Genomic DNA, 14627 nt, shown 5'->3' on the forward strand with positions numbered 1-14627 from the left:
GCCCGACGCGCCGGATAGTTCAAGTCCGGCGCTCAGGCTTTCGTCACTCGGCCGCGTGCGGGGCCGGCGGCAGCAACGGCTTCTCGTCATGCTCGATCACCGGCTGGCCATCGTCTCCGGGGCGGTAGGTGAGCAAGCGGCGACCGAGCCGCGGCCCCGCCCAGCGCTCCACGCCGACCGCGAGGCTGAACAGTGCGGGCACGATCAGCAGCGTGAGCATGGTCGACAGCGTCAGCCCGCCGATCACGGTGACGCCCATCGGGGCGCGGAACGACGTGTCGCCGTTGAGGCCGAACGCGGTCGGCATCATGCCCGCCACCATTGCCACCGTGGTCATCACGATCGGCTGGGCGCGCTTGTGGCCGGCGTCGAGGATCGCCTCGCGCACCGGAACGCCGTGCTTCATCTCCTCCAGTGCGAAGTCGATCAGCAGGATCGAGTTCTTGGCGACGATGCCGAGCAACATCAACATGCCGATATAGACCGGCATCGACACCGGGTAGCCGGTGATGAGCAAAGCGATCAGCCCGCCCAGCGGCGCGAGGATCAGCGAGCCCATGTTGACGAACGGTGGCAGCAGCCGCTGGTAGAGCAGCACCAGCACCGCGAACACCAGGAACACGCCGGCGAACACCGCGACGATGAAGTTGGAGATCATCTCCTGCTGCCATTTCGACGAGCCGAGGATGAGTTCCTTAACCCCCATCGGCAGGTTCTTCATGATCGGCAGATCATGCACCAGCTTGTTCGCAGTGCCGCTCACCACGCCCGGCGCAAGATCGCTGCCGATCGTGATCTGGCGCTGCTGCGCGACGCGCTCGATCTTGGTCGGTCCGGCGCCGAAGCCGATGTCGGCGACGAGACCGAGTGGCACCGAACTGCCCAAGGCTGTGGAAACCGGCAGGTTCTTGATGGTCGACAGCTTCTGACGCGAATCCTGCGCGAGCGCGACGCGGATCGGCACCTGACGATCCGACAGAGAGAATTTCGCGCTGTTCTGGTCAATATCGCCAAGCGTGGCGATGCGGATCGCGTTCGACAGTGCGCTGGTCGTCACGCCGAGATTGGCGGCGAGATCCATGCGCGGCCGGATGACGATTTCCGGCCGTTCGAGATCGCCGGCGATGCGCGGCGCGACGAGGCTCGGCACCTTTGACATCTGGGCGACGAGCGTCTGTGCCGCCTTGAGCAGGATCGCGGGATCGTCACCACCGAGCGTGACGGTGAAATCACGGCCCGAACTGCCCCAGCCGTTGCCCGACTGGAACGAGACGCGCGCATCCGCGAACTTGGCAAGCTGCGGCGCAAGTGAGCGTTCGAACTGCACGCTGGTCACGTCGCGTCCTTGGCCACGCGGCTTCAAAATCGCGGTAACGCGACCACTGCCGACCAGCGACCTGGAGTAGGTCGAGTCGACCTCGGGCTGTTTGCCGAGGAAGTCGGCGACCCTGCGCACCACCACTTGCGTTTCGGCGAGCGTGGTGCCGGGCACCATCTCGATCATCGCGCGGCTGCTGTCGCTGTCACGGTCCGGCTGAAAGGTCTGCGGGATCATCGAGAAGCACACCACCGTCAGCGCCAGCGCGACGGCGGCGCCGACGATCGCAGACCAGCGATGCTTCAGCGTCCAGCGCAGCGTGGCCATATAGCGGTCCATCACCGGGCCCTCGCCGTGGCTGGCGTGACCGTGCGACTTCAGGAAATAGGCGGCGATCATCGGCGTGATGAGGCGCGCGACCGCGAGGCTCATCAGCACCGAGACGACGACGGTGAGGCCGAAGTTCTTGAAGAACTGACCGGCCAGCCCCGGCATCAGTCCTACGGGTAAGAACACCGCGACGATCGCCATCGTCGTCGCCAGCACGGCGAGGCCGATCTCGTCGGCGGCGTCGATCGAGGCCTGATAGGCGGTCTTGCCCATCCGCATGTGGCGGACGATGTTCTCGATCTCCACGATCGCATCGTCGACCAGCACGCCCGCGACGAGGCTCAGCGCGAGCAACGTCATATTGTTGAGCGTGAAGCCCATCAGATCCATCAACCAGAAGCTCGGGATCGCCGACAAAGGGATCGCCAGCGCGGAGATGATCGTCGAACGCCAGTCGCGCAGGAAGATGAACACCACCACGACCGCGAGAAACGCACCCTCGACCATCGCCTCCATCGCGGAGTGATACTGCGCCTCGGTGTATTTCACCGAGTTGAAGATCATCTTGAACTTGACCTTGGGATTGCGCTTTTCAAGGTCGGCGAGTTTCTTGACCGCGCCGTTGAACACGTTGACGTCCGAGCCGGTCTTGGAGCGCTGGAAGTCGAAGCTCAGCACCTGCCGGCCGTTCAGCTCGGACGAGGAGCGCTGCTCGGCATACAGATCGCGCACGTCGGCAATGTCGGCGAGGTGGATCGAGCGACCGTCGCCGAGCGAGATTTGCGTTTGTCCGAGATCATAGGCGCTCTTGGCATTGCCCAGCACGCGCACCGCCTGTTCGGAGCCCGCAATTTCCGCGCGGCCACCGGCGGCGTTGAGGTTCACCTGCCGCAACTGCTGGTTGACCTGGCTCGCGGTCAGGCCCTGCGCCTGCAGTTTGAGCGGATCGAGGATCACGCGGATCTCACGGCTGACGCCGCCGTTGCGGTCGACCGCGGCCATGCCGGGGACCGACAGCAGTTCCTTTGAAACGGTGTTGTCGATGTACCAGCTCAGCTGCTCGACCGTCATGTCGGTGCCGATCGCGGCGTAGCTGGCGAGATCGTTGCCGGTGGTGTTGGCGCGGATCACCTGCGGTTCGAGAATGCCGTCGGGCAGATCGCTGCGGATCTGCTGGATCGCGCCGCGCACATCCTCCACCGCACGGTCGATCGGGGTGCCGATGGCGAGCTGGACGACGGTTTCCGACTGGCCCTCGGTAACGGTCGAATCAATCTCGTCGATACCTTGCAGGCTGCGCACCGCCGCCTCGACCTTCTGCGTGACCTGCGTCTCGAGTTCGGTCGGCGCGGCACCGGGCTGCGACACCTCGACGATCACCACCGGAAATTCGATATCCGGCTGGTTGTTGACGTCCATCCTGATGAAGCTGACGATCCCCGCCACGCTGAGCATGAAGAACAGGACGATCGCGAAGACCGGGTTGCGGATCGACCAGGCTGAGATGTTGCGGAAGCCCATGAGGGGGTTAGCTGCCTGTTTTCTGGAGGACCGGCTTCTGGACGATCGGGACGACCTTCTGCCCGGGCGCGAGGAACGCACCCGCCGACAGCACGACACGCTCGCTGCCGTCCAGCCCGCTGGCGATCGCGACGCCATCGTCCGAAACTTCACCAACAGTCACGGCGCGGCGGACCACCTTGTTGTTCGGATCGAGGATGTACACGAAATTGCCGCGATCATCGCTCTGGATCGCGGAGTTTGGCAGTTGCGGTGCGCGCGTGGTGCCACCGCCGATTTCCGCTGCCGCGAAGCCACCCGGCCGCAGCGCTGGATTGTAGCCGAGCGCGATGCGCGCGATCCCCTGCCGCGTTTGCGGGTCGATGACGGGTGAGATCTGCCAGACATGCCCCGGGTAGGTGGTGGCGCTGCCGACCGGGCGCACGGTTGCGACCGAACCGACATGGATCCTGCCAAGATCGCCCTCGCTCAACTGCGCGCGCATCTCCAGTTCGCCGCCTTCCGCCATGCGGAACAGCGTGCCCGATCCCGATCCGACGATCTGACCCGCCTCGACACCGCGCGACAGGATCAATCCCGCTTCGGGCGCGCGGATGTCGAGCCGTCCGTTGCGGGCGAGCTGCTCCTTCAGGGTCGCACGTGCCACCTTCACGCGCGCTTCCGCTGCGTCGCGCGTGGCGGCCTTGGTTTCGAGATCGGCCTTGGAGATGAAGCCGCGATCAACCAGCGCCAGCGCGCGGTCGTAGTTCGACTTGGCGATGCCTGCATCCGCTTCCGCCGCGCGAATCTGCGCGGCGAGCGAATCGCCGGTCTGCGTCTGTACCGAACGGTCGATCGTAGCGAGCACCTGGCCCTTGCCGACCCACTGGCCGGGTTCGACCAGCACGCGTGTAATCATGCCGCCTTCGCCCGCCACGCCGACCGGCATGTCGCGCCGCGCCGCGAGCGACCCGGTGGCGGAGATGACCTGCGAGACGGTCGAGCGGCCCGGCATCGACACGGTGACGGTGGGTAATTGCTCCACCACGGCAGCCTGCGGGGCCGCCTTGCTGTGCATCCACCACCAGCCGCCGACCAGCACCAGCAGGATCGCGACGACAGACACGATCACCAGCGTCCGCCGATAGCGCCGCTCCGGCGCGGGCAGCGCAAGCGTGCCGTCATTGCCCAACAACGGCGTTTCGTAATTCATCTCTGCCACGTCCTCGCCCCGGCCGGTCCCGCGCACTAGGGGCTGTGTTACATGAATAATGCACCACGCTCAAGCGCCGTTCGCTTTACGTCTCGTAGAATGAACGTTTCGGCGCGACGCCGCAATATCTCCCGAACAGTCTCAGCGGCGAATCCTGTTACATATTGTCAACGGTCGCGTGGTTTCAGCATTTTGTTGCGCGGTCGTTCCGTTCATCTTCGGTTTTTCCGACGCATGCGAATAGAGCCGCCACGGGCCTTGTCGCTTGTTCAACCGGGAGATTATTACGATGCGTTTTCCTCTTCATGTCGCGGCGTTGACGCTGCTGCCGTTCGCTCCGCTGCCGGCCGCGGCGCAGACCAGTGCGGCGCCGACCGTCCTGGCCGAGGGGACGCTTCTGGACGTGACCGCAGAGGGCAGCACGACACGGACGCCGGATGTCGCGACGATCCGGGCCGGTGTGGTGACGCAAGGAAACACCGCCGCTTCGACCCTTTCCGAAAATGCGCAGCGCATGACGCGCGTGATCGACGCGCTGAAGAAGGCGGGCGTGGCGGCACGCGATCTTCAGACTGCGACAGTCAGCCTCAGCCCGCAATATCGCTATGCCGATGGTCAGGCGCCGGCCATCACCGGGTATCAGGCGAGCAATTCGGTGGCGGTGCGGTTCCGCGACATCGCGCGGGCGGGCGCGATACTCGACACGCTCGCCACGGTGGGCGCAAACCAGATCGACGGGCCGACGCTTGCGCTGGACGATCCCGATGCTGCGCTCGACGAGGCGCGGGCAGATGCGGTGAAGATCGCGCGGGCCCGTGCCGAGCTCTATGCCAAGGCGGCGGGCATGTCGGTGGCGCGGATCGTGTCGATCGCGGAGAATGGCGCCAATGACGGCACATCACCCGGTCCGGTGGTGTTCATGCGCGCTGCAAAGGCCGCGCCGACGCCGCTTGCGGCCGGTGAATCGCGGGTATCAGCCACGCTCTCGGTGCGCTTCCTGCTGAAATAACGCAAAAAGGCCGCGCGGCGTAACCGCGCGGCCCTCTCAGGCTTGATCCGTCTTTCGCGCTTAACGCAGCGAACCGCGACGCACCAGATTGACGATCGCGAGCAGGATGATCGCGCCGATCAACGAATAGATGAAGGTCATTACAGTAATGCCTTCGTTGATGCCGCCGCCGAAGATGAACGAGGCAATCACCGAGCCGACGATGCCGACGACGACGTTAAGAATGATACCCTGCTGAGCGTCGGTGCGCATGACCATGCTGGCCAGCCAGCCCACAATACCACCAACTACGAGCCAGATAATGAATCCCATATGTCCCTCCATTGCTCCCCAACGTCGGGGTTGACATAGACAAAGACGTATGGGCGGGAAGTTTGTTCCGGTTGCGATTCAACAATCCGTCGTGCTCAGTATTTCTGTTGGCGCTCGTAGAGCGATTTATAATGCTGGATGCGGGTCACGCGCAGCCCGGGCATGCCGGAACGGTCGATCGCCCGCTGCCAGCCGGCAAACTCCTCCACCGTCAGGTTGTAGCGCTCGCACACTTCGTCCACGCTCAGCAGCCCGCCGTTGACCGCGGCAACCACCTCGGCCTTGCGGCGCACGACCCAGCGCGTCGTCTCGGGCGGGGGCAACGACTCGAGCGTCAGCGGCTCCCCGAGCGGGCCGATCACTTTGGCCGGACGAATTTTCTGGTTCTCGATCATCATCACCTCGATCGGGGCGGGGGCCCCCTCTCAAACTCGAAACGGCAATATCTTGCCGGATTGAAGGGCGTTTAAAGCAGCGTGGTAAACGCTGCCTTCACGTCCCCTTCCAGCGGGTAAACAGCGCGGCGACGCGTGCATTGAACGCGCCGTGCGATGGCGCGAACGGCGTGTCCGTCACGACATGCGACGAAAGGCGGGCATGGATCATCGCGGTCGGGCTGGCGGCCTGCCGCGCGGTGACGCCGACCATCAGCACCGCCAGATCCGGCGGCAGGCCCGTAACGCGACCGTCGTGTTCAAACCTGGAGAAACTCAGATCCACTCGAATACGCCTCTGGTCACGCACGCCGATCGCTTCGACGAGAAGAGAGCTTTAGCCGCGGCGTCTAAAGGGCTGGTAAAGCTCGCAAAGAAAAGTTGCGTAGTTCGGGCGTGTTCGCAGGGACGTCGCACGCGTCGCGATGCAGAGGTGCTTTGCATCGGCCTGTATGAAGGCCTATCTTGTGACCATGATCTCCGAAGCCGATTTCCAGCTTGGCGCCGATCTTTCCGGTCGTCGCATCGTCGTTGCCATGTCGGGCGGTGTCGATTCATCGGTGGTGGCGGCGCTCGCCGCGCGGACCGGGGCCGAGACGATCGGCATTACGCTGCAACTTTATGATCATGGCGAGGCGGTCGGGCGCGCGGGAAGCTGTTGCGCGGGGCGGGATATTCGCGATGCGCGTGGCGTGTGCGACCGGCTTGGCATCGCGCATTACGTATTCGATCACGAAAGCAGCTTCCGCGCCGACGTGATCGACGGGTTCGCCGACGAATATCTCGCCGGTCGCACGCCGATCCCGTGTGTCCGCTGCAACATGGGGCCGAAGTTTACCGATCTGTTCAAGATCGCGCGCGATCTCGGCGCGGACTGCCTTGCGACCGGCCACTACGTCCGCCGGGTCGAGGGCGCACAGGGCGCCGAACTGCACCGTGCCGCCGATCCTGCGCGCGACCAGAGCTATTTCCTGTTCGCGACCACGCAAAGTCAGCTCGATTATCTGCGTTTCCCGCTGGGCGGCCTGCCCAAGCCGCGCGTGCGCGAACTGGCTGCGGAACTTGGGCTGGGCGTGGCGATGAAGCCGGACAGTCAGGACATCTGCTTCGTGCCTGATGGCGATTACGCCTCGCTCGTAAAAAAACTCCGGCCGGAGGCGGATACCAGCGGCGAGATCGTCGACGAGGGCGGGCGTGTGCTCGGCCGGCATAAGGGGCTGATCCACTTCACCGTCGGCCAGCGGCGCGGGCTGGAGATCGGCGGCACGCCCGAGCCGCTGTACGTGATCCGGCTGGACGCGGCGTCGCGGCAGGTCGTGGTGGGTCCGCGCGCGGCGCTCGGCGTCAGCGCGGCGCGGCTGTCCGGGATCAACTGGCTGGGCGGCGATTTCGCCGGGCCGCTGACCGCCAAGGTGCGCTCGCTCGCCAAGCCGGTGCCCGCATGGCTCGACGGCGACAGCGTGCGGTTCGATGCGCCCGAATATGGCGTCGCGCCGGGGCAGGCGGCGGTGCTTTATGCGGGCGAACGGGTGCTGGGCGGCGGCTGGATCGAGGAAACCGAGCGGGCGCTGGTCGCGGCATAGCGCCAGCGCGACCGCAGGTCCGCCGGTTACAGGAAGAACGTCCCCTCGATCACCGTCACGCAAGCGCCGCCTAGCACCACGCGATCGCCATCGAGCGTGCAGGTCAGGCGCCCGCCGCGCGCGCTCGCCTGATAGGCGGTCAGTGTATCGCGTCCAAGCCGCTTCGCCCAATACGGCACCGCGACCGCGTGGGCGGAGCCGGTCACCGGGTCCTCGTCGATGCCGCCGCCCGGCGCAAAGGCGCGGCTGACGATATCGGTCGTGTCGCCGGGCGCGCTGACGATGGTGAGCCAATCGCCCTCGCGCGCCAGCTTGCGGAAGTCGGGCTCGACCGCGCGGACCTGCGCCTCGTTCTCGAGCACGATCAGCCCGTAACGATGTTCGTGCCACAGCGTCTCCACCGGGGTCACGCCGAGCGCGGCGACGATCTCCGGCAGCGGCTTGGGTGAGGGCGCCCACACCGGCAGCGACAACTGGTAATCGGCGCCGGCACGCGCCACCGCCAGCGTGCCCGCCTGCCGCGTGCGGAACGTGACGCGCTCCCGATTGCGGTCGGCGCTCAATACGAAGTGGCCGCTCGCCAGTGTGGCGTGCCCGCACATCACTACCTCGTTGGTGGGCGTGAACCAGCGCAATTCGAAGTCGCTGTCGCCGCTCGCATCGGGGACGAGGAAGGCGGTTTCGGACAGGTTGTTCTCGGCGGCGATGCGCAGCAGCACATCGTCGTCGAGCCACTCGGACAGCGGCATCACCGCCGCCGGGTTGCCCTCGAACGGGGTGCTGGCGAAGGCGTCGATTTGGGTGAAGGGGAGTCTCATGCGCGCTCCTTGGGCTTGCCGATCACGTCGGGCTCGATCAGCGGATTATTGGCATCGAGCCGCCAGCCCGGATCAACGTGGATCAGCACGTCCGCCTTCGGGTAGGCGACGTGAATCCGCTCGGTCACCGATTCGACGACTTCGTACGCGTCCGCCACCGTCATCTCTGGCGCGACGTACATGTGGAATTGCACGAAATCGTGCGTGCCCGACCGGCGCGTGCGGATGTCGTGCAGCCCGCGCAGTTCGGGATGATCCGCGATCAGCGCGATCAGCCGGTCGCGCTCCTCGACCGGCCATTCCTTGTCCATCAGCAGTTCGATCGCGCTGCCGGCCGAACGCAGCGCCCCCCAGCCGAGCCATAGCGCGATCAGGACGCCGAACACGGGATCGGCGCCGCGCAGGTGCATCACCTGATCGAGTACCAGTGCGACGATCACCGAGACGTTGAGCAGCAGATCGGACTGGTAATGCACATTGTCCGCGCTGACCGCGACCGAGCCGGTCTGCGCGATCACCCGGCGCTGATAGGCGACCAGCACGAGCGTCACGGCGATCGCCGCGACCGACACGCCGATGCCGGTGCCGGCATCATGCGTGGTGGCGGGCGCGCCGAATTGGCGGATCGCCTCCCACAGGATGCCGACCGCCGACACCGCGATCAACGCGACCTGGAACAACGCCGCGAGCGCCTCCGCCTTGCCGTGGCCGTAGCGATGGTCATGATCCGCCGGGATGGTCGCGACATGGACCCCGTACAGGGTGACGCACGACGCAACGAGATCGAGCGCGGTATCGGCAAGCGACCCCAGCATCGCCACCGAATCGGTGGACCATGCCGCATAGCCCTTCAACGCCAGCAGGAAACACGCGGTCCCCACGCTGGCAAGCGCTCCGCGCGCCGCCAGCGGCAGTTTGCTGAGCGAAAGGCGCGAGTCCACGCTCACGGGTAGAGCAAACCCTCGTTCCAGCCGCCACCGGCCGTGCGCGTGAACAGCCGTCGTTCGTGCAGCCGGTGAGCGCGGTCCTGCCAGAATTCGATCCGCTCCGGCGCGACGCGGTAGCCGCCCCAGTGCGGCGGGCGCGGCACGTCGCCGCCTGCGAAGCGCGCCTCCATCTCGGCGAAGCGTGCCTCGAACGTCTCGCGCGCGTCAAGCGGGCGGGACTGGTCGGACGCCCATGCGCCGAGCCGCGAATCGCGGCCACGGCTGGCGAAATAGGCATCGCTCTCCGCGTCCGACACCTGCGTCACCGCGCCTTCGATGCGGATCTGGCGGCGCAGCGATTTCCAGTGGAACAGCAAGGCGACGTTGGCATTGGCGCCGATGTCATCCGCCTTGCGGCTCTGCCGGTTGGTGTAGAACACGAAGCCCTCCGGCCCGTGCCCCTTCAACAGCACCATCCGCACCGCAGGGCAGCCCTGCGCGTCGACGGTGGCGAGCGCCACCGCGTTCGAATCGTTGATTTCGGTTTCGCGGGCCTCGGCGTACCAGGCGTCGAACAGAGCAAAGGGATCGTCGGTCATGGCGATGCCTTACCGTGCGAACCGTTCGTTCGCCACCGCCGCGTCGCTATCGGAACGCGGAACTGCGCGGATAGCTGTGCCGGCGCAGCGGCCAATCGATCACGCACCCGGCGAACAGCGCCCACCATACGATCACCGGCTGCAACAGCAGGCGAGGCACGTGATACCATAGGCTCAACCCGCCACGCCCAAGGGTCACGTAATCGACCGCGTGCTTGATGTTGGCGGGGAACACGCACACCGCATACGCCGCGAGCATCACCCCTGCCCACCAGCGCAGGCGCGGCACCAGCAGCCCGATCGCGCCGAGGATTTCGCATAGGCCGGTGACCGCGATCGTACCCGCGGGGTCAGGCACCCACGCCGGCACGATCGTCAGAAACGGCGCGGGGTCGCGCAGATGCAGCACGCCCGCTGTCAGGTACACCGCCGCCAGCACCCAGCGCGCGCCTGTCCGCATCCGCTCCAGGCGGCGCGGCAGCGTTGGCTGCGACCGGATTATAATGGGAACCAGTTCTGTTTGTGGCTGAACTTCATGTAACCGACATTGACGCCCTGCCGCCAGCCGACGCCGAGCCGGATCGGGATCAGCACGACGTTGCCCCAGCGCAGATATGTCGCGGCGAACCCGCCGACGAAATATAGGCGCCCCTCGGCGGCGGGGAAGCGATGATAGATTTCCTCACTGTCATACAAATTGTAGACCAGCACGAACACCTTGTTGGCATCGCCGCCAAGATCGAAACCGACGGACGGGCCGGTCCAGTAGATCGGACGTTCGCCCTCGATCTTATGGAACATCTTGCCCTTGCCATAGCGCAGGCCGAGCACCACCGCCGCCGAAGCCTCGCTGCCGGCGATATAGGCATTGGGTTCGCCCTGTTCCTTGAGCGTGCGCTCAAGGATGCCGGACAGGCCGGCGGCGCCCTTACCGAACGTGCCCTCGGCTGCGCTGAGCAGTTCCTCGCGCTTGAACGTATCGGGGCGGGCGGCAGCGGCCTCGGCCCGGTCGCGCGTGTCGAACCCGCCCTCAGCCGGTGCCGCTGGCGGCCGGGTATCGCGCCGCGCGGGCGGTGCGTCGTAGCTGGTGCCGGCCGACACGCGCGAATCGGTTTCGGCGGGAACCGGCGTGTCGGGGTAACGCTCCGGCGCCGGTTGCGTACGCGCGGCCGGGTTGCTCATCGTCGGCGTACGCGGGCCAGCATTGCGAAGGTCGCTATCGATCGCCTCGTTGGGATCGACCGTCCGCACCTGCGCGAAGCCGGGTGCCACCACCGTGGCGAGCGCACCCGCGATCATCGAACAACGAACAAAACCACCGCGCATCGCGCAACTCCCCCGAACTCAAGTCGCGGGAGCGTAGCGCCTGTTTTGCTTTATCCACAATGAACCGCACGCCGAGGCGAGTCGATTTTACGGCAAATGCGCGCAACACATGCGGTTGATCCTTCCGAAAAGCGCCGCTATAGCCCCGCTCTGCCGTGCGCCGGAGACGTGGGTGAGTGGCTGAAACCAACGCTTTGCTAAAGCGTCATATGGGAAACCGTATCGAGGGTTCGAATCCCTCCGTCTCCGCCAGTGCATACGTCGATCGATGCCGACACGTTCGTAGCAGCGCTGCTTTCTCCTCCACGGTCTAGGCGCACTGCCAAGCGCCCTCGGCGCCGTCTCCCGATCAGGCTTCGCGCATGTCCAGCAGCGCGCGCAATCGCTCGGCATCGGCTGACGATGCGGGATTGTAGACGATCATCCCGAGTTCCGGCCGCCCTTCCACTGCGAACGAGGAGAACTCCATCGCGAGCAGCCCCGCGTCGGGGTGGTGGATGCGTTTCACACCCTCACCGTGCGCCACCACGTCGTTATCCTGCCACAGCCTCTCGAACTCGGGGCTGAGGCGACAAAGTTCGGCAACGAGCTCGCTGGCCGCCGCACTGTTGTTCGCGCCCGCGCGCGAGACGTCTGCGCGGAAGGCGCCGACGACAAAGCGGGCAATGCTGTCCCAATCCTCGTTGCGAGCCCGGACGTGGTCGCTGCCGAACATGAGGCGAAGGATGTTGCGTCCTTCGCGCGGCAGCTTGGCATAGTCCGTCAGCACCACCGCAGCCGCCCTGTTCCAGCCGACGACGTCCCACATCGCGGTCTTGATGATGGCGGGGCTCAGCAGCATTGCGTCGAGCACGCCCTGTAGTCGGGGGCTAATGCCGTCGACCGGCTGGTAGCGTGCCTCAGGCGGGTGGCCGAGCCCCAGCATGTAGAGGTGCTCGCGTTCCGGCTCGGTCAGCATCAGGCCCTTGGCGATGCGATCAAGCACGTTGGCCGATGGCGCGCCGCCGCGCCCCTGTTCCAGCCACGTATACCAAGTCGCGCTGATGTTCGCGCGGCTTGCCACTTCCTCACGGCGCAAGCCTGGCGTGCGCCTTCGGCCCCCGGCGAAACCGAATGCGACCGGATCGAGACGCGTGCGTCGATCACGCAGATAGGTGCCGAGTTGATTAGGCGCATCGCTTGCCATGATCGATCCTGTTGCAGACTATACCATGATAACGACACTACTTTACCATGTCCGATCGGGTCGGGATACGCCGCGCTGGCAAGAAGGAGATCCCCATGCGCGTATTCCTGACCGGTGCGACCGGCTTCATCGGCTCGCACGTAATTCCCGAGCTACTCGATCGCGGCCATCAGGTGCTCGGTCTCACCCGCTCCAACGCTGGCGCCAGTCGGCTCGAAGAGGCCGGCGTGGAGGTCCATCGCGGTGACCTCAACCAGCCGGAGACGCTCGCCAGCGGCGCAGCGGCGGTCGATGCGGTGATCCACTGCGCGTTTGACCATAACTTCGAGACCTTCTTCGAAAATACCAAGAAGGACGAACGCAACATCGCCGCAATGGGTGAGGCGCTGGAAGGCACGCAGAAGCCGTTCCTGATTACCTCGGGTGTCGGCATCGGCACACCGTTGGGCGGTGGTCTGGCGACCGAGGACGTGCTCAACCCGCGCCACGCCAATCCGCGCATCGCGACCGAGCTTGCGGGCGCAGCGCTGATCGCGCGACGCATCGACGTGCGTACCATCCGGCTGCCGCAGGTGCACGACACCACCAGGGCCGGGTTGATCACGCCGCTGGTCGCCGAGGCGCGGCGTGCCGGCGCAGTAGCGTATGTGGGCGAGGGGCAGACCCGCTGGTCCGCAGCCCATGTCAGCGACGTGGCGAAGCTTTACGTCCTGGCTTTGGAGAAGGGTGAGCCGGGAGCGCGATACAATGCATCGGTAGAGGAGGGCGTCACCGCACGGGCCATCGCCGAGGCGATCGGCAAGGGTACGGGGTTGCCGGTCCGTTCGGTCGCGACCGAAGAGGTCGAGCATTATTTTGGGTGGATGGCGCCTTTCGCAGCGCTTGACATGATCGCATCGAACGCCTGGACGCGGGCACGGCTGGGGTGGGAGCCGACTGGCCCCGACCTCCTCACTGATCTCGCCGTGATGGAGTATCCTGCTCTCGCCTAGACCTGATCGATCGCCGGTGCTCGCTGGCGGATTTCAGGCGCTCTCCCGAGGAACGATGTTGAAGCCGACATCGACATGCCTTTCGATACCCGTCTCCCCCGCGGCCCGGCGACGTAGGATACGGTTGACCTCGGTTGCGATCCGCGACCCATCGATATCGACCGAGGTGATCGTCGGACGCATGTCGTCTGCAAGCCGAAGATTTCCGAACCCGGTGACGGCAAGGGCCTCTGGAACGCGCACGCCCGCCGCCTGCGCTTCGACAATGAGGCCTTGGGCGATCCAATCCGATCCGCAGACGACCACGTCGGGCCGGGTGGGCAGTGTAGCCAGGGCGAGGAACGCGGTGCGACCCTGGCCGAAGTGGCTTGGCACGGCGACCTCGAACCGCGTCGGCGGCTCGGCCCCTGTGGCGCACCAGCTTTTCTCGAACCCCGAAGCGCGCCGTTCCGAGCGCGCCGACCGCGGCACGATGAGGTGCGGCCGGCGGTAGCCCCGCTCGTGCAGGAAGTCCGCCATCGCCGCCCCGGCCGCGGCGTGCGAGAAGCCGACTGCAACGTCGATCGGATCCTCCGGCAGGCCCCATGTCTCGATGACGCTGATCGGGTGACTGCGCAGGCGCTCGCGGGTGTGCTGGTCGGACACGATGCCGGTGAGGATGATCGCATCGACCCGGCGTGACAATGCCGCGTTGATCTGCGCGTTGAGCCGGCGGTTGTCAGCACCCGTCAGCGACATGACGACGCTGTTGCCGTCGTCGGAGAGCTGCTCGATCATCGCCTCCATCGTGTCGTTGAAGATCGATTGGGCGATGTCCGGCACCAGCGCCGCGATCAATCGCGAGCGGTTCGACGCGAGTGCGCCGGCATTGAGGTTTGGGAGATAGCCGGTCTGCGCGACCGCCGCCTCGATCCGCCGCGCCGTCGCGGCGGCGACGACGCCGGGGTTGTTGAGGAAGCGCGAGACGGTCGCGGTGGACACGCCGGCGAGCGCAGCGACGTCTTCGAGACGGGGAGCCCGAGCGATCATGCGCCGCTTCTACCCTTGCGCAAGCTTTGTGCAAGAAAGCGCTTGCAAGCGC

General features: G+C 65.8%; 15 protein-coding genes and 1 tRNA gene. 4 read left to right on the plus strand and 12 right to left on the minus strand.

The features are described 5' to 3' along the window. Positions 1–43: 43 nt before the first annotated feature. Positions 44–3169, minus strand: coding sequence for an efflux RND transporter permease subunit (locus tag L8F97_RS09190; RefSeq protein ID WP_242148730.1), 3126 nt, complete (start codon positions 3167–3169; stop codon positions 44–46). A 7-nt stretch (positions 3170–3176) separates the two neighbouring features. Then, positions 3177–4361, minus strand: a complete 1185-nt coding sequence (locus tag L8F97_RS09195) for an efflux RND transporter periplasmic adaptor subunit (RefSeq protein ID WP_242149085.1) — start codon at positions 4359–4361, stop codon at positions 3177–3179. 289 nt (positions 4362–4650) lie between these two features. Here L8F97_RS09195 and L8F97_RS09200 point away from each other — a divergent pair, with 289 nt between their 5' ends. Further along, positions 4651–5370, plus strand: coding sequence for an SIMPL domain-containing protein (locus L8F97_RS09200; protein WP_242148732.1), 720 nt, complete (start codon positions 4651–4653; stop codon positions 5368–5370). Between the two features lie 60 nt (positions 5371–5430). Here the strand turns inward: L8F97_RS09200 and L8F97_RS09205 are convergent, their stop codons facing one another. The 3 genes from L8F97_RS09205 to L8F97_RS09215 all read right to left on the minus strand — a co-directional run bounded on the left by L8F97_RS09205 (position 5431) and on the right by L8F97_RS09215 (position 6402). After that, positions 5431–5682: a GlsB/YeaQ/YmgE family stress response membrane protein gene (locus L8F97_RS09205; protein WP_242148734.1), complete on the minus strand. Its 252-nt coding sequence runs from the start codon at positions 5680–5682 to the stop codon at positions 5431–5433. A 95-nt stretch (positions 5683–5777) separates the two neighbouring features. Further along, on the minus strand, positions 5778–6077 hold the full coding sequence (locus L8F97_RS09210; protein ID WP_242149087.1) for a DUF1153 domain-containing protein: 300 nt from the start codon (positions 6075–6077) through the stop codon (positions 5778–5780). A gap of 97 nt (positions 6078–6174) precedes the next feature. Further along, positions 6175–6402, minus strand: coding sequence for a hypothetical protein (locus L8F97_RS09215; RefSeq protein ID WP_242148736.1), 228 nt, complete (start codon positions 6400–6402; stop codon positions 6175–6177). Positions 6403–6568: 166 nt separating this feature from the next. Between L8F97_RS09215 and mnmA the strand changes: the two genes are divergently transcribed. Next, entirely contained in the window at positions 6569–7699 is a 1131-nt protein-coding gene (gene mnmA / locus L8F97_RS09220) for a tRNA 2-thiouridine(34) synthase MnmA (protein WP_409929027.1), read from the plus strand. Between the two features lie 26 nt (positions 7700–7725). On the opposite strand, the gene L8F97_RS09225 is transcribed toward mnmA, so the two are convergent. The 5 genes from L8F97_RS09225 to L8F97_RS09245 are packed head-to-tail and all read right to left on the minus strand — an operon-like array spanning position 7726 to position 11368. Continuing rightward, on the minus strand, positions 7726–8517 hold the full coding sequence (locus L8F97_RS09225; RefSeq protein WP_242148739.1) for a PhzF family phenazine biosynthesis protein: 792 nt from the start codon (positions 8515–8517) through the stop codon (positions 7726–7728). Continuing rightward, on the minus strand, positions 8514–9464 hold the full coding sequence (locus L8F97_RS09230) for a cation diffusion facilitator family transporter (protein ID WP_242148741.1): 951 nt from the start codon (positions 9462–9464) through the stop codon (positions 8514–8516). The genes L8F97_RS09225 and L8F97_RS09230 overlap by 4 nt, the downstream gene beginning before the upstream one ends. Then, on the minus strand, positions 9461–10042 hold the full coding sequence (pdxH, locus tag L8F97_RS09235; RefSeq protein ID WP_242148743.1) for a pyridoxamine 5'-phosphate oxidase: 582 nt from the start codon (positions 10040–10042) through the stop codon (positions 9461–9463). The genes L8F97_RS09230 and pdxH overlap by 4 nt, the downstream gene beginning before the upstream one ends. Before the next feature lie 46 nt (positions 10043–10088). After that, on the minus strand, positions 10089–10502 hold the full coding sequence (locus tag L8F97_RS09240; RefSeq protein ID WP_242148745.1) for a DoxX family protein: 414 nt from the start codon (positions 10500–10502) through the stop codon (positions 10089–10091). Positions 10503–10540: 38 nt separating this feature from the next. Continuing rightward, on the minus strand, positions 10541–11368 hold the full coding sequence (locus tag L8F97_RS09245) for a DUF1134 domain-containing protein (RefSeq protein WP_242148747.1): 828 nt from the start codon (positions 11366–11368) through the stop codon (positions 10541–10543). A gap of 162 nt (positions 11369–11530) precedes the next feature. On the opposite strand from L8F97_RS09245, the gene L8F97_RS09250 reads away from it, so the two are divergent. Continuing rightward, a tRNA-Ser gene (locus tag L8F97_RS09250) sits at positions 11531–11620 on the plus strand. Between the two features lie 97 nt (positions 11621–11717). Here L8F97_RS09250 and L8F97_RS09255 read toward each other — a convergent pair. Continuing rightward, the gene (locus tag L8F97_RS09255) at positions 11718–12554 is read right to left on the minus strand and encodes a helix-turn-helix transcriptional regulator (protein ID WP_242148749.1); all 837 of its coding nucleotides are present in this window, start codon (positions 12552–12554) and stop codon (positions 11718–11720) included. Between the two features lie 95 nt (positions 12555–12649). On the opposite strand from L8F97_RS09255, the gene L8F97_RS09260 reads away from it, so the two are divergent. Then, positions 12650–13546: an SDR family oxidoreductase gene (locus L8F97_RS09260; protein WP_242148750.1), complete on the plus strand. Its 897-nt coding sequence runs from the start codon at positions 12650–12652 to the stop codon at positions 13544–13546. A 33-nt stretch (positions 13547–13579) separates the two neighbouring features. Here the strand turns inward: L8F97_RS09260 and L8F97_RS09265 are convergent, their stop codons facing one another. Continuing rightward, positions 13580–14575 (minus strand): LacI family DNA-binding transcriptional regulator, encoded by a 996-nt coding sequence (locus L8F97_RS09265; protein WP_242148752.1) that lies wholly within the window; start codon positions 14573–14575, stop codon positions 13580–13582. Positions 14576–14627 lie beyond the last annotated feature (52 nt).

This window comes from Sphingomonas sp. BAUL-RG-20F-R05-02, from assembly GCF_022662305.1.
In the GTDB taxonomy this organism is placed as follows: domain Bacteria; phylum Pseudomonadota; class Alphaproteobacteria; order Sphingomonadales; family Sphingomonadaceae; genus Sphingomonas.

Coding starts and splice junctions, on each gene's coding strand:
- L8F97_RS09195 (WP_242149085.1), bottom strand. CDS start 4,361: ATGAATTACGAAACGCCGTTGTTGGGCAATGACGGCACGCTTGCGCTG.
- mnmA (WP_409929027.1), top strand. CDS start 6,569: ATGAAGGCCTATCTTGTGACCATGATCTCCGAAGCCGATTTCCAGCTT.
- L8F97_RS09240 (WP_242148745.1), bottom strand. CDS start 10,502: ATGCGGACAGGCGCGCGCTGGGTGCTGGCGGCGGTGTACCTGACAGCG.
- L8F97_RS09225 (WP_242148739.1), bottom strand. CDS start 8,517: ATGAGACTCCCCTTCACCCAAATCGACGCCTTCGCCAGCACCCCGTTC.
- pdxH (WP_242148743.1), bottom strand. CDS start 10,042: ATGACCGACGATCCCTTTGCTCTGTTCGACGCCTGGTACGCCGAGGCC.
- L8F97_RS09245 (WP_242148747.1), bottom strand. CDS start 11,368: ATGCGCGGTGGTTTTGTTCGTTGTTCGATGATCGCGGGTGCGCTCGCC.
- L8F97_RS09210 (WP_242149087.1), bottom strand. CDS start 6,077: ATGATCGAGAACCAGAAAATTCGTCCGGCCAAAGTGATCGGCCCGCTC.
- L8F97_RS09205 (WP_242148734.1), bottom strand. CDS start 5,682: ATGGGATTCATTATCTGGCTCGTAGTTGGTGGTATTGTGGGCTGGCTG.
- L8F97_RS09255 (WP_242148749.1), bottom strand. CDS start 12,554: ATGGCAAGCGATGCGCCTAATCAACTCGGCACCTATCTGCGTGATCGA.
- L8F97_RS09190 (WP_242148730.1), bottom strand. CDS start 3,169: ATGGGCTTCCGCAACATCTCAGCCTGGTCGATCCGCAACCCGGTCTTC.
- L8F97_RS09200 (WP_242148732.1), top strand. CDS start 4,651: ATGCGTTTTCCTCTTCATGTCGCGGCGTTGACGCTGCTGCCGTTCGCT.
- L8F97_RS09260 (WP_242148750.1), top strand. CDS start 12,650: ATGCGCGTATTCCTGACCGGTGCGACCGGCTTCATCGGCTCGCACGTA.
- L8F97_RS09265 (WP_242148752.1), bottom strand. CDS start 14,575: ATGATCGCTCGGGCTCCCCGTCTCGAAGACGTCGCTGCGCTCGCCGGC.